Origin of the sequence: Micromonospora sp. NPDC005553 (assembly GCF_042871765.1) — a bacterium.
GTDB lineage: Bacteria > Actinomycetota > Actinomycetes > Mycobacteriales > Micromonosporaceae > Micromonospora.
The window spans coordinates 1,117,173-1,135,708 of record NZ_JBIAJD010000001.1 but is presented as its reverse complement, the minus strand read 5'-3'; the positions used below and the strand labels follow the sequence as shown (position 1 = coordinate 1,135,708).

Annotated in this window: 10 protein-coding genes and 1 pseudogene; 6 read left to right on the top strand and 5 right to left on the bottom strand. The window is 71.9% G+C overall.

The annotated features are described in order from the left end of the window. Window positions 1–4: 4 nt before the first annotated feature. Together ACFYPG_RS05185 and ACFYPG_RS05180 are read left to right on the top strand one after the other, a co-directional pair. Window positions 5–7,672 carry a SpvB/TcaC N-terminal domain-containing protein gene (locus ACFYPG_RS05185; RefSeq protein WP_387350407.1) on the top strand — a complete coding sequence of 2,556 codons (7,668 nt, stop codon included), beginning with the start codon at window positions 5–7 and terminating at the stop codon, window positions 7,670–7,672. 87 nt (window positions 7,673–7,759) lie between these two features. Beyond that, complete coding sequence (locus ACFYPG_RS05180; RefSeq protein WP_355006448.1) at window positions 7,760–8,188, top strand: hypothetical protein; 429 nt, start codon at window positions 7,760–7,762, stop codon at window positions 8,186–8,188. On the opposite strand, the gene tnpB is transcribed toward ACFYPG_RS05180, so the two are convergent. Together tnpB and ACFYPG_RS05170 are read right to left on the bottom strand one after the other, a co-directional pair. Beyond that, window positions 8,119–9,543, bottom strand: coding sequence for an IS607 family element RNA-guided endonuclease TnpB (tnpB, locus tag ACFYPG_RS05175; RefSeq protein ID WP_355006447.1), 1,425 nt, complete (start codon window positions 9,541–9,543; stop codon window positions 8,119–8,121). The two genes, ACFYPG_RS05180 and tnpB, sit on opposite strands and share 70 nt — an antisense overlap. Beyond that, window positions 9,540–9,975 (bottom strand): annotated as a pseudogene (locus tag ACFYPG_RS05170) (IS607 family transposase). The gene tnpB and the pseudogene ACFYPG_RS05170 overlap by 4 nt, the downstream one beginning before the upstream one ends. Window positions 9,976–10,118: 143 nt before the next feature. On the opposite strand from ACFYPG_RS05170, the gene ACFYPG_RS05165 reads away from it, so the two are divergent. Further along, window positions 10,119–10,700 carry a dihydrofolate reductase family protein gene (locus ACFYPG_RS05165; RefSeq protein ID WP_387350405.1) on the top strand — a complete coding sequence of 194 codons (582 nt, stop codon included), beginning with the start codon at window positions 10,119–10,121 and terminating at the stop codon, window positions 10,698–10,700. On the opposite strand, the gene ACFYPG_RS05160 is transcribed toward ACFYPG_RS05165, so the two are convergent. Then, complete coding sequence (locus ACFYPG_RS05160; protein WP_387350403.1) at window positions 10,682–11,992, bottom strand: serpin family protein; 1,311 nt, start codon at window positions 11,990–11,992, stop codon at window positions 10,682–10,684. The two genes, ACFYPG_RS05165 and ACFYPG_RS05160, sit on opposite strands and share 19 nt — an antisense overlap. 74 nt (window positions 11,993–12,066) lie before the next feature. Then, window positions 12,067–12,726, bottom strand: a complete 660-nt coding sequence (locus tag ACFYPG_RS05155; protein ID WP_387350401.1) for an MSMEG_1061 family FMN-dependent PPOX-type flavoprotein — start codon at window positions 12,724–12,726, stop codon at window positions 12,067–12,069. A gap of 89 nt (window positions 12,727–12,815) precedes the next feature. Between ACFYPG_RS05155 and ACFYPG_RS05150 the strand changes: the two genes are divergently transcribed. Beyond that, the gene (locus tag ACFYPG_RS05150) at window positions 12,816–14,063 is read left to right on the top strand and encodes an FAD-dependent oxidoreductase (RefSeq protein WP_387350399.1); all 1,248 of its coding nucleotides are present in this window, start codon (window positions 12,816–12,818) and stop codon (window positions 14,061–14,063) included. An 8-nt stretch (window positions 14,064–14,071) separates the two neighbouring features. Next, window positions 14,072–14,560 (top strand): MarR family winged helix-turn-helix transcriptional regulator, encoded by a 489-nt coding sequence (locus ACFYPG_RS05145; RefSeq protein WP_387350397.1) that lies wholly within the window; start codon window positions 14,072–14,074, stop codon window positions 14,558–14,560. Between the two features lie 25 nt (window positions 14,561–14,585). Here ACFYPG_RS05145 and ACFYPG_RS05140 read toward each other — a convergent pair whose 3' ends face one another. Further along, window positions 14,586–17,441 carry a BTAD domain-containing putative transcriptional regulator gene (locus tag ACFYPG_RS05140; protein ID WP_387350396.1) on the bottom strand — a complete coding sequence of 952 codons (2,856 nt, stop codon included), beginning with the start codon at window positions 17,439–17,441 and terminating at the stop codon, window positions 14,586–14,588. A 187-nt stretch (window positions 17,442–17,628) separates the two neighbouring features. Here ACFYPG_RS05140 and ACFYPG_RS05135 point away from each other — a divergent pair, with 187 nt between their 5' ends. Next, window positions 17,629–18,483 carry a hypothetical protein gene (locus ACFYPG_RS05135; protein WP_387350394.1) on the top strand — a complete coding sequence of 285 codons (855 nt, stop codon included), beginning with the start codon at window positions 17,629–17,631 and terminating at the stop codon, window positions 18,481–18,483. Window positions 18,484–18,536: the final 53 nt, after the last annotated feature.

Here is an 18,536-nt window from a genome sequence, read left to right as displayed (position 1 = left end):
AGCGGTGACGACCAGCTACCCGGTCGGCGGCGGATCGTGGGGGCCGGGGCCCGGCTCCCGGTGGCGCGGTTCCGCCGACCCGACCGGCGCCGGCGCCGGCGCTCCCGGCGGACCGGGTGGGGCATTCGGACCGGGCGGGCCGCCGACCGACGCGACCGGCGCCGGGTCGCCGCCGGCCGGTCGGGGCGGGACCGGGCCGGGACTCGGCGCACCGGCGATCAGCCTGCCCACCGGCGGCGGCGCGATCCGGACCATCGGCGAGACGTTCGCCGCCCACCCGGTCACCGGGACCGGCGGCATGTCCGTTCCCATCCCGGTCAGCGGCGGCCGGTCCGGGTTCCAACCCGACCTGACCCTCAGCTACGACTCGGGCACCGGGAACGGCCCGTTCGGCCTCGGCTGGCAGGTGCCCGTGCCGGCCATCACCCGGCGCACCGACCGCGGCCTGCCCCGTTACGACGACACCGACACCTTCCTGCTGTCCGGGGAGGACGACCTGGTCCCGGTGCCCGGCGGCACACCGGTCGCCGGGCACACGGTGCAGCGGTTCCGGCCACGGACCGAGGGGGCGTTCGCCCGCATCGAGCGGTGGACCCGGGACTCCGACGGCGACGTGCACTGGCGCACCCTGTCCGGGTCGAACCTGCTGGCCGTGTACGGCCGCGACGGCGGCTCCCGCGTCGGCCTGGGCGGGCGGGTGCACACCTGGCTGCTCTGCGAGACCCGCGACGACCGGGGCAACGCGGTCACCTACACCTACAAGGCCGAGGACACCGCCGGCCTGGACCTGGACCGGCCGCACGAACGGCACCGCACCGACCGGAACGTCAACCGCTACCTCAAGTCGGTGCGGTACGGCAACACGGTGCCGCTGCTCGACTCCGACGGCCGGCGCCCGGTGGACCTGACGCCGACCCAGATCGCCGACGCCGGCTGGCTGTTCGAGGTCGTGCTCGACTACGGCGAACACCACCCGGACACCCCGCTACCTGCTGACACCGGGGACTGGACCTGCCGGCCGGACCCGTTCTCCACCTACCGCGCGGGATTCGAGATCCGCACCTACCGGCTGTGCCGCCGGATCCTGATGTTCCACCACTTCCCCGACGAGCCAGAGGTGGGCGCGGACTGCCTGGTCCGCGCGGTGGAGCTGGAATACGCCACCGGGCCGGTGCTGTCCACCCTGGTCGAGGTGACCCAGCGCGGCTACGCCCCGGCCGCCGGCGGCGGGCGCACCAGCGCCGCACTGCCCCCGGTGACCTTCGAATACACACCGGCCACCATCGCAACGACCACCCGGGAACTGGAGCGCGGCAGCCTGGAGAACCTGCCGACCGGCGTGGACGGACGGACCGAGCTGTGGGTGGACCTGGACGGGGACGGACTCGCCGGGGTGCTGACCGGGCACGAGGGCGCCCTCTACTACCGGCCGAACCTCGGCGCCGGCCGGATCGGCCCGGTCGCCGCGCTGCCCACCGTGCCGTCGCTGACCAACCTGGCCGACGGACGCCAGCAACTGGTCGACGTGAACGGTGACGGCCGGATCGAGCTGGTCCAGCTCGGCACCGTACCGGCGGGTTTCGTCCGCCGTACCGACGACGCCGGCTGGTCCGGCTTCCAGCCGTTCCGCGAGCTGCCCGCCGTCGACTGGGCCAGCCCCGACCTGCTGCTGCTGGACCTCACCGGGGACGGCCGTGCCGACCTGCTGATCGCCGGTGACACAGTGCTGGCCTGGCACGAGTCGCTGGCCGAGGCGGGATACGGCCCGGCGCGACCCGCGATCTGGCCCGCCGACGAGGACCGTGGGCCGCGGCTGCTGCGTTCCGATGACCGGCAGAGCATCTTCCTCGCCGACATGTCCGGCGATGGGCTCACCGACCTGGTCCGGGTCCGCGACGGTTCCGTCTGCTACTGGCCCAACGTCGGCTACGGACGATTCGGCGCCGCTGTCGAGATGGACGACGCGCCGTGGTTCACCGGGCTGGACGAGTTCGATCCGGCCCGGGTGCTCCTCACCGACGTGGACGGCACCGGCGTGATGGACCTGTGCTACCTGGGCCGGCGCGAGATCCGGCTCTGGTGCAACCAGTCCGGCAACGGCTGGTCGGCCCCCGCCGACCTGCCCGACCTGCCGCATGTCACGCCCGATTCGACGGTGACAGTGACCGACCTGCTGGGCACGGGCACCGGCTGCCTGGTGTGGTCGTCGCCGCTGCCCGGCGATGCCGCCGGCCCGGTGCGCTACCTGAATCTGGCCGCCGACGGCAAGCCGCACCTGCTCACCCGGGTGGTGAACAACCTGGGCGGCGAGACCACCATCCGGTACGCCGCTTCCACCGCCTTCCAGCTGGCCGACCGGCGAGCCGGCCAGCCGTGGGTGACCGTGCTGCCGTTCCCGGTGCAGGTCGTCGAGCGGGTCGAACAGGTGGACCGGATCACCGGGACCCGGCTGGTCACCGGCTACCGCTACCACCACGGGCACTACGACGGCGTCGAGCGGGAGTTCGCCGGCTTCGGCATGGTCGAGCAGATCGACGGCGAGTCGTTCGTGGACCACGTGTTGGGCGTCGAGGCGGTCGACGGGAACCAGGACACCTCGCCCGAGCTGTACCAGCCACCGGTCACCACGAAGACCTGGTACCACACCGGCGCCCCGGTCGACCTGTCCGCCGAGTGGTACGCCGGCCGGCACCTGCCCACCCCGGAGCTGCCGGCCGGAATCTCCGCCACGGAGCTGCGGGAGAGCCGGCGGGCGTTGCGCGGCCTGCCGTTGCGGCAGGAGGTGTACTCGTACGACGGCAGTGCCGCGCAGGAGCACCCGTACGGGGTGGTCGAGCAGACGTACCAGGTGCAGCGGCTGGACGCGCGGGTGTTCGTCGCCGTCGAGCGGGAGGCGGTCAGCCTCTCCTATGACCGGCAGCCGGACGAGCCCCGGATCAGCCACCGGCTCAACCTGGTCCTCGGCCCGTACGGCACCGTCGTCCAGGCTGCGGCGGTGGTCTACGGCCGCACCACGCCCGACCCGGAGCTGCCCGCCGAGGTGACCGCCGAACAGCGACGCCGTCACGTCACGTACGGCGAGCAGTGGTACACCCCGGACATCGACGAGACTCTGCCGGTGCCGGCGTACCGGATCCGCGCCGCGTACGAGGCGGTCGGGCACGAACTGACCGGGTTGGCCCCGGCCGGCCCGCTGTTCACCCGCGCCGAACTGCTCGTCGGGTTCGCCGCGGCCACCCCGATCGGGTATGAGGTGGTGGCCGACGAGGTCGGCACGCAGCGGCGGTTGCTGTCCCGGTCACAGGTGCGGTTCCGGGGCAACGCGCTGACGCCGCTGCCGGCCGGTCAGTGGGACAGCCTGGGGCTGGGGCACCAGACGTACCAACTCGCCTTCACCCCGACCGCGCTGGCCGCCGGCTACGGCACGGCGGTGACCGACGCGGACCTGGCCGCCGCCGGCTACGTGCACCTCGACGGCGGCCCGGACTGGTGGATCCCGTCCGGCGAGCTGCGCTATCCAGCCGATCCGGCCGCGCACTTCTACCTGTCCAACGGGGCCCGGGACGCGCTGGGCATGGCGACGGCGGTCACCTTCGACGGCTACCACCTGCTCACCGAGCGGGTGACCATCGACCAGGCGGCCTGGTCGGTCACCACAGCTGTCAACGACTACCGGGTGCTCGGCCCGAGCCTCGTCACCGACCCGAACGGGCAGCGCCGCGCGGTGCGCTACGACGAGTTGGGCCGGGTGGTGGCCTCGGCGCTGCTCGGCCGGCCCGGCGCCGGGGACGGCGACACGCTCGACGATCCCACGTTGACGTTCACCTACGACCCGTTCAACTGGATGGTCAACGGCCAGCCCGCGTACAGCCGGGGCCGGCACCGGGAACGGCACGGCCCGACCAACCCGCGCTGGTTGGAGAGCTACGAGTACAGCACCGGCACCGGTGGTGTGGCGATCACCAAGTCGCGGGTGCATCCGGGCAGGGCCCTGGAGGTGGGTGAGGACGGGGTGGCCATCGAGGTGGACGCCGACCCGCGCTGGGTCGGCACCGGCCGCACTGTGGTCAACAACAAGGGCAACCCGGTGAAGCGGTACCAGCCCTACTTCAGCACCACCCACGAGTACGAGGACGCGGCGGCGCTGCGCGAGATCGGCGCCACAGCGATTCGCTACTACGACCCGCTGGGTCGGGCCGTGCTGACCCGGTATCCGGACGGCACCCTCAGCCGGGTCGAGTCCACGGCCTGGTCGCACCGGTTGTTCGACGCCAACGACACGGTGCTCGACAGCCAGTGGTACGCCGAGCGGGGCAGCCCCGCCGTGTCCGATCCGGAACCGGCCGACCCGGCCACCCGCGCCGCGTGGCTCGCCGCCAAGCACGCCGACACGCCCTCCGTGATCCACTTCGACAGCCTCGGTCGGGCCGTCTACACGGTGGCCGACCGGGGCGCCGGCCAGCGGTTCGGCGTACGCACCAGGGGAGACCTCACCGGCCGGTCCTCGGACGGGTACGACGCGCTGGGCCGGCACATCGCCAACGCGGCCACCGCCATGCACGGCGCGGGAGTGCGGTCGTGGAGCGCGGAGAAGGGCGAGCGGTGGGTGTTCCAGGATGTGCTCGGCGGGGTGCGCCGGATCTGGGACGAACACGGCCGGACCTTCCGCACGACGTACGACGCCCTGCACCGGCCCGTCGGCGTGTACGTCCGCGAGTCCGCCGGCGCGGAGCGCTGTGTGCAGTACGTGGTCTTCGGCGACCGGCATCCGGACGCGGCGACGCTGGGCCTGCACGGCGTGCCGTACCTGGTGTTCGACCCGGCGGGCCAGGTGCGGGTGCCCGAGGTGGACTTCAAGGGCAACCCGCGCCGCGCCGAACGGAGACTCGCCAACGATCACGTCGACGGCCCGGACTGGTCGCCGGTGGCAGCCGCGCCCGACCACGCCGCGCTGCTGGCCGCCGCGGCGCCACTGCTGGAGAGCGAGGTCTTCGGCACCGCCGCCGAGTACGACGCGGTGAACCGCCCGACAGTGGTCACCCTGCCCGACGCCACCGAGCTACGACCGACCTACCTCGAGGGCGGCATGCTGGGCCGGCTCACCGCGCGGCTGCGCGGCCAGGGCGCGGAGGTGGAGTTCCTGTCCGAGCAGGACTACGACGCGCTGGGTCGGCGGCGGTTCGCCCGGCACGGCAACGGGCTGGTCACCGAGTACTTCTACGACCCGATGACGTTCCGGTTGGAACGTCTGCTCACCGCCGGGGTGCGCGACCTGCACTACACGTACGACCCGGTGGGCAACCTGACCCGGGTGGCCGAGCCGGGCGCGCCCACCTTCTTCGGCAATGCGGCGGTGCCGGCCGCCAGCGACTACGCGTACGACCCGCTCTACCAGTTGGTCCGTGCCAGCGGGCGGGAGTTGGCCGGGGCACCCAACGACGCGATCCGCGACCACACCGATGTGCCGCCGGCCGGAAGCCTCACCGATGCCGGCGCGGTACGTGCCTACACCGAGGAGTACGAGTACGACCCGCTGGGCAACCTCACAGTGCTCCGGCACCGGTTCCGGACGCAGGCCGGTGTAGGTGCCGGCTGGACCCGGCATCACCGGTACGCGTACCAGGACGACCCGGCCGACGCCACGAACCGGCTGGCCTCCACGAGCCTCCCCGGCGACGCCGACGGCGGCCCCTACTCGGCCCTGTACGCGCACGACGCCGTCGGCAACCTGACCGTCATGCCGCACCTGCCGGCCCTGGAGTGGAACGTCCACGACCAGCTCCGCCGGGTCGACCTCGGCGGCGGTGGCGAGGCGCGGTTCGTCTACGCCGCGAGCGGGCAGCGGCTGCGCAAGGTCGTGGACCGGCCGGGCAGCGTCCAACTCGAATGGATCTTCCTGGGTGCGGTCACCGTGTTCCGCCGACGCAACCGGGTCACCGGCACCCTCCAGCACGAACGGTGGACCACCACGATCGCCGACGACACCGGCCCGGTCGCCCAGGTAGAGGTCAAGACGGTCGACGTCGGCGGCTTCGACCCGGCCAACCCGCTCGGCGTTCCGCTGATCCGTTACCAGCTCACCAACCACCTCGGCTCGGCCGTGCTGGAGACCGACGCGGCCGGAGTGCTCATCTCCTACGAGGAGTACCACCCGTACGGCACTACCGCCTACCGGTACGGCCGGCCGGGCGCCGACCTCAGCCTGAAGCGGTACCGCTTCGGCGGGCACGAGGTGGACGACGAAACCGGCTTCTGCTACGCCGGGGCCCGGTACTACGTGCCGTGGCTGGGACGGTGGGCGAGCAGCGACCCGGGCGGCTTCGCCGACGGGGGCAACCTGTTCCGGTACTGCCGCAACAACCCGGTGGGAATGGTCGACCCGGCCGGGTTCAATCCCACCACGGTCAAGGGGCCGGAAACCCACGACATCTCCATAACGGAGTCCCACTTCACCGGGTCCGAGAACCCCACAGTGGAGGACTTCCGCCGCTACCTCAGCAGCCGCGGCGCGACCCTCGACCCACGGATCAACAACAAGAACTCGGTCATCTACTACCAGGCCAACGTCACCCTCAACCTGGAGGGGGGCAACTGGTCCGAGCACCCGGGCGGCACCTGGGTGCTGCACGCCGTACTGCCGCCCCCGGCACCACCGAAGCCGAAGCCGGCGCCGCCTCCGCCACCACCGGAGCCGCCACCGGCCGAGCCGCCGCCACCCACACCGGCCCCGCCACCCGAACCGCCGCCGGCCGCGCCGCCGGCCGACTCCGGCGGCGGCAAGGCTCCGGCCGCACCCGGCGCCGTCGGCGGGGCCGCCGCGCACACCGCGCCCGCCGCCGAGAAGTTCATCTGGAACTTCAAGTTCAAGGGCGGCCGGGGGACGTTCCGCGGCAACATCCTCGAATGGCTGTACGGCATGCCGTGGCGCGACAACACGGCGGACTTCGACCTGGAGACCAGCACCACGGTCAAGCAGATCAAGTCGACCGACCGGTACCGCAAGGCCGGTGACATCGCCCGGGAGGCGACCCGGGACGCGGATGCCGCGATCCAGGCCAACCCGAGCGGCACCATGGCCGGCAAGCGATCTCAGGCCGTCATCATCACCGAGACCGACGCGCCGGCCAGCGCCGGAAACGCGATCCGCACTGCCACCAACCCGGGACGCGGTCGGGATATCCCGGCCAGTGCCACGGCGCCGGAGCACGTGCGCGGGCTGCCGGGCCGGACCGGCATGCTCGGCAAGGGGCTCAGTGTCCTCGGCTTCGGCCTGTCGGCGTTCGCCCTGTGGGGCGACTACCAGCACGGCGACTGGGAGATGGGCGTCGGTGACGCGCTCGGCGCGGTCGGCGGTGGCCTGGAGCTGTACGCCATCGCCGTGCCCGGTGCCACTGTCGCCACCGTCAGCGCGATGACAGCCGGACTGGTGATCGGTGGCATCGGTCTGGCAGCCGTCTCGTACGTCAGCATGAACCGGGCCGCCGAGGCTGGCGACACGCCGGGGGTGGTGGCCGGTGGCGTCGGCATCGGGGCGGGTCTGGCCATCGCCGCGGGTGCCATCGGCATCGCGGCCGGCAGCGTGGTGATCGCTCCGGTCGTGCTCGTCGTCGGCATCGTCGCGGCCATCGGCGTGGGAATCTTCCACGCGGGCCGTTACTTCGACTGGTGGTGACCTCAGCGTCGACAGTAGGTTTGCCACACCCTTCGGCCCGGCTGACCGTTCGAGTTCGGCTACCCACTCCGGACCCGGTCCGTCGGCGTGCACTTCAAGCCGTGGGGGCTGGCACCGTTCCTGCCGATGCCCGCGGTGGAGCTGTGTGACCGGCCGGCGACGGTGGAGCAGGTGTGGGGCCGGCCCGCCATCGCTGAGCTGCGAGACCGCCTGGCCACGGCCGAGGGACCCCACGAGATGCTGACGCTGCTTGAGGACGAGCTGATGCGACGGCTGGGCGACGCGGCCGGCCTGGGGCTGGTCCGCCGTACGAGCCGCATCATCGCCGCGACCAGTGGGGCGGTGGCGATCGACGATCTGCGGGCTTCCGCCGGTGTCAGCAGCACTCACCTCGCACAGCGGTTCAAGGAGCTCGTCGGCGTCACACCGAAACGGTTTGCCCGCACCTACCGCTTCGCCGCCCCACCGTGCTCTCGATCAACCGTTACCTCTCGGTGCGCTTTGGTTAGCGCATGATCAGTAGTCCCGCCTTGCGGTGGGACGGTCCCGGTCTTGCCGGCGGGTGCCGTGCCGGGTTCACGTTTCTCGGCCACCTGCCCGCGGGTGCGGGTCTTCTGGTCGGCTCCACGTGCTGCCACCGGGCCACTCCCGGCGGTTGTTGTCTGTGCCGCGAGGGCGGCCAGGTTGCGGGCGGCGTTGAGGTCCCGGTCCAGGACCAGGCCACACGTGCCGCATTCGTAACTGCGCTCGGACAGGGCAAGTTTGGTTTTCACTGTGCCGCAGCCTGAGCAGGTTTTCGAGGACGGGTACCAGCGGTCGGCGGTGATGAGCCGGCCGCCGTTCCAGGTTGTTTTGTAGGCGAGTTGGCGGCGGATCTCGGCGAACCCGGCATCGGCGACGTGTCGGGCCAGTCGCCGGTTGGTCAGTATCCCGGCCACGTTCAGGTCTTCCACCACGAGGGTGCCGTGGGTGGTGGCCAGGCGGGTGGTGAGTTTGTGCAGGCGGTCGCGTCGCAGGTTCGCCACCCGAGCGTGCGCCCGAGCGAGGCGGGTGCACGCCTGTCGCCACCGGTTCGACGGGCGCTGCCCGGTGCGCCGGTCCGGGCCGGCCTTGCGGGACACCGCCCGTGCGAGAGTACGCAGGCGGCGCTGGGCGTCGGTGAGGTGACGCGGGTTCGGTACCAGGTCGCCGGTCGACAGGACCGCGAGGTGCCGAACGCCGACGTCGACACCGACGACCGACTCGGGGTGGGCCGGCGTGCGGTCGGGGCGTTCGACCTCGACGCAGAACGCGACATACCAGCGTCCGCCGTCGCGGCGCAGAGTGGCGGAGATGATCCGGGCGGTGTCGGCCTCCACACGGCGGGCCAGTTTCCGGGTCGACTCGTGCACCTTCAACCGACCCAGCCGCGGCAGCACCACATGCTTACGATCCCGATCGACGCGGATGGCACCGGTGGTGAACCGCACCGATGGCGTCGAGCGGCGGCGCGACTTGAACCGGGGAAACCCGACCGGCCGTCCCGTGCGCCTACCTGACCGGGAGTCGGCCCAGTTCTTCAACGCCCGGGCCAGGCCATCCAAGCCAGTGTTGAAAGCCTCTTTCGACACCTCGGCCCACCACGGCGCCACCTCGCGCTTCCCAGCGTTCCACGCCTTACGCAACCCCGCCAGCGACCACGACAGCGACGGCGTCAGCAGTTCGTCCGGCACACCATAGGTACGCTCAGCGGCCCGCTGGTCCATGTTCGCTTTCACCCGCGCAAGCGCCCAGTTATGAGCCACCCGAGCGGCCCCAGCATGCGCGTACACCGCCCGTTCCTGCGCCGGACTCAGGTCCAGGGCGAACCGGTACGCCTGGAACGACTTCACCCCGGAGCCTCCGGGTCGGTGACAGCGTCGACCGCGCGGCGGGCGCGGCTCGCGGTGCCACGGCGGCCCTGTAGCCGGGCACACAGTGACGTCAGAATCTCGGCGACGTCACCCACCATCATTGTCCACAAGGAACTTTCCCGTCGCTCGTCCAGCGCCGAGCCGACCTTGGTCACTACCCGCGACACCGCGAGGTCCCCCCGGTTGCCCACGCGGTCAGCCGAACGACCTGGCGGTCCAGGTCGGACCTCTGGTTGGTCGATAGCACGCGGGCATATCACCGTGAAATCCGGCGGCGGCGGGGTGGTGGGCTGCTCCTCTAGGACCAACCCACCGACCTGCCGAGCGGGCACGGGCAGGCTGCCCTCCCGGAACAGCGGTACGCCGTAACGGATGAACACCCTCCCGCTTCGCCCACTCCCTCAAGTTCACCACTTCATTCCAGCACTTACTGAGTGCCTAACAGCCGGTAACCCCGCCGAACCTATTGACTGGGCCGGCCTCGCCGGTGGCGCAGGCTACTTCGATTAGGCTCACTCTAACCTCAGGGCATTCCCAAGCAGAGGAGCGCGCCGATGGGCGACGTGGTCATGTACAGCTCGGTGTCGGTGGACGGCTTCATCGCGGACGAGAACGACCAGCCTGGAGCACTGTTCGACTGGTTGACCAGCGGTGACGTCCCGTTGGACGAGAGCGGCGCGTTGAAGGTGTCACAGACGTCCTACGACTATGTCCGGCCGTACTGGGACCAGATCGGGGTGACGGTCGCCGGCCGCCACGTCTTCGACATGACCGACGGCTGGGACGGGAAGCCGCCGAGCGGGATCGACCACGTGGTCGTCGTGACGCACCGGCCGAAGCCCGAGGGCTGGGATCCCCAAGCGCCGTTCCACTTCGTCGACGGTGTCACGGCCGCCGTGGCCAAGGCGCAGGAGCTCGCGGGTGACCGCGTCGTCGAGGTCGCCGCTGGCGACGTCGGCGGCCAGGTGCTTGCCGCGGGCCTGGTCGACGAGGTGCGCATGGACGTCGTACCCGTGGTGTTCGGGTCCGGAAAGCGCTACTTCGGGTCGGTCCACGCACAGCACCCGTTGGGGGATCCTGACGTGGTGATTCAGGGCAACCGGGTGCTTCACCTGCGCTATCGGGTGCGCCGTTGACGATCTGGGCCCTCGGTCAGCGGGTCGTGGACCCGGCCGAGGAACAGCGGTACGCCGGTGAGCCGGTCGTGAATGACGTACAGGAATGGCCGGTTGACGAAGAACTGCGGCCCTTGCGGGATCGACGGCGGCCGGACGATGACGGCGGACGCGGCTGCGGCCTCGGTACCCTTCTCGTCCACCGCGATGAACGTCTCGTGCACCACGTCGTCGATGGACAGGGCCGGTTGGGTGCTCATGCCGGTGAAGTTGGCCTGTGACGTGAACGCGGTGGGCATGCCGAGGCTGCTCAGCGCGGCACGCAGCTCGGCCGGCAGGCGGAACGTCCACCGGGGCAGGCGCAGCTCGACGTCGGTGATCTGGAACCCGGTCAGCAACGCGCCCAGCCAGGTCGCATCGAGGCTCGCCTCAACCGAGGCGAGATCGTCCCGGGTGGGCATGACGATGGCCATGGCAAGCCCGTCGCCCGCGTACGGCACGTCGACTGCGCGCCAGCCGTCTCCCTCGAGGTAGCCCATCCGGTCGAACGGACCGCGCATGGTCGGGACGTCGACGACGGTCCCGTCATCTCTCGTGAATGGTCCCGTCGCGGTGGCCGCAGCAGTGAACGGGTACTTCCAGGCCGCCTTGAGGTAGAGCGTGTTTGTCAGGATCAGGCTGGTGTTGGGGCTCACGGCGTCGGACTGCAACAGCTCTGGGATCTTCGCGTTGGTCCGATCGGACACCCAGGTGTTGATCTCCTGTCGGGCCACTTCCGGCGCGCCGCGGAAGTCGACCGGTCGTGGCGTGGCACCGTAATAGCCGGCCAGGGTGTCCCTGAACCTGGGTCGCAGGACCAGATCGAGCCGCGTCCACAGCGCGTTGGCAGTGGTCAGCCGAGGCTGCTTGACTCCGTCACCGTCCTGGTAACGGCTGGCGAGCGCCTGCTCGACGGTGTTGAGTCCGCGGTCGAGCGCGCAGGGGCGCGGACGCGGCGCGTGAAGCACCGTGTCCATCTCGTCCGCCGTGGTCGAGCGGGCGCCCGCCCTGGTCATCGCGAGCGCGAGCCCGACCGAGTACGGCGCGCACACCACATTGCCGCCCGCCCGGGTCGCCGCCACCGTGCGGTAGAGGTCGGCCGTGAAGCCGCGAACGGCGGTGGCGGTGGCCTGCATCGTGGCCGGGTCGGCTGGTACGCGGTCCGTATCCGCCGAGGTGGACGGCGGGCCGGACCAACGGAGATCACCCGGGGCGGCGGTGAGGGCAGCTGCCGCGAGCGGGACCGCCCGCAGAACGGATCGACGCGAGACCATATATCGAGGTTAGGGCAGTCCCACGGAAACCCGCCAGGCGCGAGGCGAAATTCATCGAAACCCAGCGATGTCTTTCACTCGTACCGGTACTTCAGCGAGTCCGCCTCGGCCTTCTCGATGTCGGCGATCGTCAGCTCGGGCATTCGTAGCTGGGCCAGCGTCACCTCGGCCGAGGTTGGCTGAGCGTCCGCCGGCAGCCACTGCTCGGGCTTCCAGGCCCCGCTGCGCAGCAGCGCCTTGGGGCAGTGGGGATAGACCTCATCGATCCCCAGCACCAGTGCGCTGGCTGGTGGCTTGCCCACGGCGGTCAGCTGCGACAGCAGCTCGGGACGAGTGGAGACGCAGGCCCGGCCGTTCACCCTGAGCGTCGTGGCGCGCCCCGGGGTGATGAACAGCAGCCCGGCCCGCCCGGTGGTGACGACGTTCTGCAGGCTGTCCAGACGCTTGTTGCCGGTGGCGTCCGGTATCGCCACCGTCCGTGCGTCCAGGACGGCGACGAAACCGGCGGGGCCGCCGCGCGGGGAGACGTCGCAGTTGCCCTTCGCGTCCACGGTGGCGACCAGGACCAGCGACGAGCAGCCGATCAACCGCCGGGTCTGCTCGGTGAGCTCGGTCATCTGCTTCCGTACGGCCGCGTCACTGGGAAGTTCGTAGACCCGGCGCAGCGCCTCCTGGTCGGACACGGCGTCGAGGCGCAGCGAGTCGAAGGCACTGGCGGCGGAGGTTGGCGTCATGCATCGACACTAATCGACCTACCTGACCGGTCCGGCCGTCGCGGCTGGCGGCCTTGCCCAAATCATCTTAGTCATTAAGATAATGCAGTGTGACCATATCGACGGATTTCTCGGTGGCGATCGCCGGCGCCGGCCTCTCCGGCCTCTGTCTCGCCCAGTACCTGATGCGCGCCGGCATCGACGTACACGTCTACGAACGGGACCCGGGCCCCTTCGTCCGGCGGCAGGGCTATCGGATCATCCTCGACCGGTACGGCCTGGAAGCGCTGCGCGAGAGCCTGCCGCGCTCGCTGTACAACCTGGCGCTGACCACCGGCGACGAGCCCGGCGGGCACCTACGCTTCACCGACAGTCGGCTGCGGGACGCATTCACCATCACCTTCAAGGACGAGCCGCACGCGACCCGCCAGGTCGACCGGCTGACCCTGCGGTCGATCCTCCAGTCCGGGCTGAACGGGCGCATCCACTACGGCAAGGACGCCGTGGCCGTGGACAGCGGCGACCCGGCACGGCCGCGGCTGCTGTTCTCCGACGGCGGAGCCGCGGCGGCAAGCGTCGTCGTGGGTGCGGACGGTGTCGGCTCGGCGCTGCGCGCGCAGATCATGCCGGACGCGAACCCGGCGAACAGCCCGATGGCGGGTATCTACGGCCGGTCGCCCCTGTGGCGCAACGGTGAGAGCATCATCCCGGAAGCGCTGCACAGCAGCGGGGTCCTGGCCATCGCGGACCGGCCGGGCCGCGCCTTCTTCTTCACCTCCATGCGGTTCGGCGAGAGCCCGTCGGAGGCGTTCGCGCGCCTGGCCCCGGGCAGCTATGCGCCCACCGGCGACGACTACGTCATGTGGGGACTGTTGCTCCGGCAGGAGGAGGTGCCGATGGGCATCCGAGGCGACCTGCTGACGCTGTGGAGACTGGCCTCCGGGATGAGCATGGACTTCCACCCGGTCATCCGGCGGCTGGTCGGTACGGCCGAGCTGGACGCAACGGTGCTCAACCTCTTCGCCGCCGGCCAGCGCCCGCGTCGGTGGGCGGTGCCCCGGGCAACGATGATGGGCGACGCCGTGCACGTCATGCCGCCGTTCGGCGCGCACGGCGGCAACACAGCGCTGCGTGACGCCGCCCTGCTCGGCCACAAGCTGGTCGAGGCGCGGGCCGCCGGCGCGCCGGTGGAGGAGGCGATCGCCAGCTACCAGGACGAGATGGTGCGCTACGCCTTCCAGGCCGTCGACACCGCGACCAGGCTGATGCGCCGCCTCACCGGGGGAGCGGCGGCACCCCACTGGGTGCTGACCCGCGTGCTACCTCGGCTGCACCGGGTCACCGTACCGGAGGGATGATTGCCGGCATGTCCCACGAGCCGGGCCGTGCGTCCGCGATCACCGACCTGATGCGCGCCGGGCGGGAGACGTCGCGGCTGTCCATGGTGTTCCGGTACGCCGTCGCGGAGCGGCTGGGCCTCACCGTGAGCGACCTGGAGTGCCTGGACTACCTGGCGGACGTCGGATCCGCCACCGCGGGGCAGGTCGCCGAGCGGACCAACCTCACCACCGGGGCGGTGACCAGCATGCTCCGCCGGCTCCAGCAGGCGGGCTACGTGACCGCCGAGCGCGATCCGGCGGACCGGCGGCGGTTGAACGTCACCCTGCGGCCGGAGCGGGCCGCCGAGTTGGAGCGGCCGTACGAGCGGTTCGCCGAGCGGGCGGAGCGACTCGTCGAGGGCTACAGCGTCGAGGAGGTCGCGCTGCTGGTCCGGCACTACGACCGCATGCAGGCGATGTACCTCGCCGAGTTGGACCGTCTCCGCGACGGCGACACCGCGCATCGGTCAGCCTGAGGCGGCGTGGCGCGTACCACGTCACCTACGGTTCCCCGCCGCCCGCTGACGCCGCAGGGACGGCCGGGGCGGCCAGCTTGACCCTGGGGCGGTCGGCGTCCGGATGGCGCAGCTCGTCGAAGATCGTCAGTGCCTCTCGCCACGCCCGACGCGCGGCGTCGAGGTCACCCGCGGCCTGCAGGCTGTCGCCCAGGTTGTCCAACACCTCGGCCTCGTCGTAGCGGTCGCCGAGCTCCCGGTGCAACTCCAACGCCCGCCGGTAGCAGTCCGCGGCCCGGTCGTGGTCGCCGAGGCCGTGGTGGACGTAGCCGAGGCTGTCCCAGGTCAGCGCCGCGCCGTGCCGATCGCCGGTCTCCTCGTGCAGCCGAAGGGCCGCCTGGCAGCAGTGCAGCGCCGGCCCTGGCTCGCCGAGCCGGGCGTGCATCCAGCCCAGATTGTTGAGCGCCTTGGCCTGCCCGACCCGGTAGTCGGCGGCCCGGTACAGGTCGAGGGCCAGCCGGGTCTCGTCGAGAGCCGTCCGCAGCCGGCCCTGCCGTGCGAGCACCCAGCTCACCCCGAGGTGTGTGTGCGCCCGTCCGGTGTCGTCGCCCAACTCGCGGTACAACTCCAGGTCGCGCCGGTAGTGCCGGTGCGCCGCCTCGTGATCGCCCGACCAGGTGCAGGCGATGGCGAGACCCCGGTGCGCCAGGGCCTGACCGGCCAGGTCACCCCGGCGCAGCGCCGCCGCCAGGGCGGTCCGTTGCGCGGTGGCCAGCTCGGGCCAGTGCCCGCTGCGATCGAGGTACGTGGTGAGGGCCGCCGCCAGCGTCCAGGCGTGCCGGTCCAGGCCGGTGCCCGCTGCCTGCTCCACACACGCCAGCAGCACGTGGTGCTCGGCGGCGAACCACGCGGCCGCCCACGCGTGCTCCGGGCGGTCGCCCACCGTCACACCCGGCTCGGGTGGAGGCAGCGCCGCCGGCCGCGCCAACCGGTACGGGTCGAGCAGGTGGTCCGCCGCGCGCGAGGCGCGCAGGTAGTGGTCGAACAGGCGGCGTCGGGCGGCATTCCGCTCGGCCTCGGGGTCGGTGCCCTGACACAGCTCCGAGACGTACGCGCGAAGCAGGTCGTGCATCGCGTACCTCCCGGGGGTGCGCTCGGTGAGCAGGTTCGCCCGGGTGAGGTCGGCCAGCAGCGGTTCTACCCGAGCCGGCGGCAGGCCAGCGAGGCTGGCCACCGCCGCCCGTCCGGCGTCGGGGCCGGGATGCAGCCCGAGCAGCCGGAACAACCGGGCCGGGTCGGCGTCCAACGCCCGGTACGACCAGGAGAAGACCGCCCGTACGTCGGTCGTGGGGTCGCCGGTGGCCAGTGCGGTGAGCCGAACCGGGTCGGTGTCCCGCAGTTCGGTGGCGAACGCCCCCAGCGGTACGTCGGGCTGCCCGACGGCGCGGGCCGCGACCACGGCCAGGGCCAACGGCAGGCCGGCGCAGCAGCGCACGATCTCGTCCAGCGCCGCCGCCTCGCGCCCGACACGCCCGCGGCCGAGCCGACCGGCCAGCAGCTCCCGGGCCTCGGCCGGCCGAAGCACGTCCAGCGTCACCGGGTGGGCCCCGGCGTTCACCACCAGGCCGGTGAGGCGGTTGCGGCTGGTCACCACGACCAGACTTCCCGGGGATCCTGGCAGCAGGGGCCGCACCTGCTCTTCGTCGCGGGCGTTGTCGAGCAGCACCAGAACCCGGCGGTCGGCGAGCAGGGTCCGGAACAGGGCAGCCTGCCGGGGCAGGTCGGTGGGCATCCGCTGGGGCGGCACGTGCAGCGCCTCCAGGAAGCCGCGCAGCGCCTCGCCCGGCGACACGGCCCGGCCGTCGAGGTCGAACCCGCGCAGGTTGACGTAGAGCTGCCCATCCGGGTACCGGTGCGCGACCCGGTAGGCCCAGTGCACCGCGAGGGTGGTCTTGCCGACCCCGGCGGTGCCGGCGATGGCGGAGATGACCACCGCCCGGCCCGGATCGCCGTCGCCGCCGTTCCGGGCGGCTCCCGCCAGTTCGGCGGGCAGCAGCGCGTCCAGTTGCCGCAGCGCCGTCGCACGGCCGGTGAACCAGGCGGGGGCGCCGGGAAGCTGGGCCGGGGACGGGCCGTGAGGCTCCGCAGGTGTGGGCTCGGCCGGCGTCCGCCCCCGCAGCACCCGCAGGTGGGCCTCGCTCAACTCGGGGCCGGGCTCCACGCCCAACTCGTCGACGAGGAGGCGGCGGGTCTCGGTGTAGAGCCGCAGCGCGGCGGCCCGCTGGCCGCAGCCGGCCAGGGCGAGCAGATACCCGGCCACCAGCGACTCCCGCAGCGGATGCTCGGCCACCAGAGGGCGTAGGGCACGCGCGGTCGCGGCGAACCGGCCGAGGCCGAGTTCCACGGCGGCGAGCCGCTCGTATGCGAGCAGGCGTTGCTCGTCGAGGCCGGTGGCGGCAGCGTCGACGAAGGCCCCGGTCGCTCCGGCCAGCGCCGGCCCCCGCCACAACGCCAGGCCGTCGCGCAGCAGGCGCGCCGCCTCTGCCCGCCGGCCGGCTGTCTCCTCGGCGCGGGCCCGCTCGACCGCCACGGTGAACTCGGCGAGGTCCAGCTCGGCCATGGGTACGGTGAGCCGGTAGCCGCTGCCCTGGGTCGTCAGCAGGTCTGCCGCTCCCACCTCGCGCAGGGCCGACCGGATCCGGGAGACGCAGACCTGAACCTGGGTGCGGGCGCTGGCGGGTGGTTCTTCGGCCCAGAGCGCCGACACGATCTGCCCGAGGGGCACCAGCCGGTCGGCGTTGAGGAGCAGCAGTGCGAGTACCGCGCGTTGCTGGGGGCGGTCGATGGGAAGGACCCGCCCTCCGGCGGTCACCTGGACGGGGCCGAGGAGGGACCACCGCATGGCTTTCCTGTTCCGTCGTGTTCGGACGTCCACAGTCTAGGGACGGCACGACTCTGCACGGCCGGCGCCAAGCGGTCGGATAGCGGACGACAAGCGGGTCCGCCCAGGCTCTCCTCAGTCGCCGGAACCGTGGTCCGGCGGGAAGCGGGCCGGCACGACGTCGGCCGAGGCGGACAGGGAGAGCGACATGCGAGTAACCAAGGGACGGGGCATGCTGGCGGCCGTTGTGTCGACGGCTGCCGTGGTGGCCGGCTTGGGCTGGGCGGCACCGGCCTCGGCGGAACCGGCGGGGTTGGAGACGGTCACCCAGTCGGCTGCGGAGAGCAGCCTGGACAAGTCGGCGTTCGCGTCCTGCCCGACCGGCAAGGTGGTCACCGGGGGCGGCGGCTTCCTCCTCGCCGGTTCGTCGGCCGCCGGACGGGTCGGGCTGGACCGGTTGGAGCCGCTGGCGAACGGCACCGGGTTCTTCGTGACGATGCGGGAGGTGGGCCCGGTCAACTTCACCGGCGACTGGGCACTACAGGCCCTCGCCCAGTGCGCCACCACGCCGGCCGGGTACCAGGTGGTGGCCACGACCGGGGCGATCGGAACGGAGTTCGTCACGGCGAGCTGCGGGACGAAGAAGGTCATCGGCATGGGTGGGCGGATCAACAGCGGCCTGGGCGACGTCGTGCTCGACCAGGTGGTGCCGTCGTTCGACCTGACGTCGGTGACCGTCCGGGCGGTCCCGGTGCAGGGCACCTCGCCGTCCGGCTGGAGCGCCACCTCGATCGCGGTCTGCGCCACCGCGCCCGCCGGATTGGAGCGGATCTCGTCGACGGGAACGAGCGCGAGCGACCCGTCCTCCAACCGCGTCAAGGCGTGCCCGGCCGGCAAGGGCCTCTACAGCGCGGGCGCGGATATCAACGCCGGCAATGGTCAGGTGCTGCTGACCGCGGTCAACATCACCGGGGGTAACACCGTGCGGTTGCGAGCTGACGAGGACGCCGACGGCTTCGCCGGCTCGTGGAGCCTCAACGGATACGGCATCTGCGGGAGCTGATCCTGGGGCCGGGGCCGCCGCTGGCGGCCCCGGCCGACCCACTTCATCGGCTC

Coding starts and splice junctions, on each gene's coding strand:
- ACFYPG_RS05165 (WP_387350405.1), top strand. CDS start 10,119: ATGGGCGACGTGGTCATGTACAGCTCGGTGTCGGTGGACGGCTTCATC.
- ACFYPG_RS05160 (WP_387350403.1), bottom strand. CDS start 11,992: ATGGTCTCGCGTCGATCCGTTCTGCGGGCGGTCCCGCTCGCGGCAGCT.
- ACFYPG_RS05155 (WP_387350401.1), bottom strand. CDS start 12,726: ATGACGCCAACCTCCGCCGCCAGTGCCTTCGACTCGCTGCGCCTCGAC.
- ACFYPG_RS05145 (WP_387350397.1), top strand. CDS start 14,072: ATGTCCCACGAGCCGGGCCGTGCGTCCGCGATCACCGACCTGATGCGC.
- ACFYPG_RS05140 (WP_387350396.1), bottom strand. CDS start 17,441: ATGCGGTGGTCCCTCCTCGGCCCCGTCCAGGTGACCGCCGGAGGGCGG.
- ACFYPG_RS05135 (WP_387350394.1), top strand. CDS start 17,629: ATGCGAGTAACCAAGGGACGGGGCATGCTGGCGGCCGTTGTGTCGACG.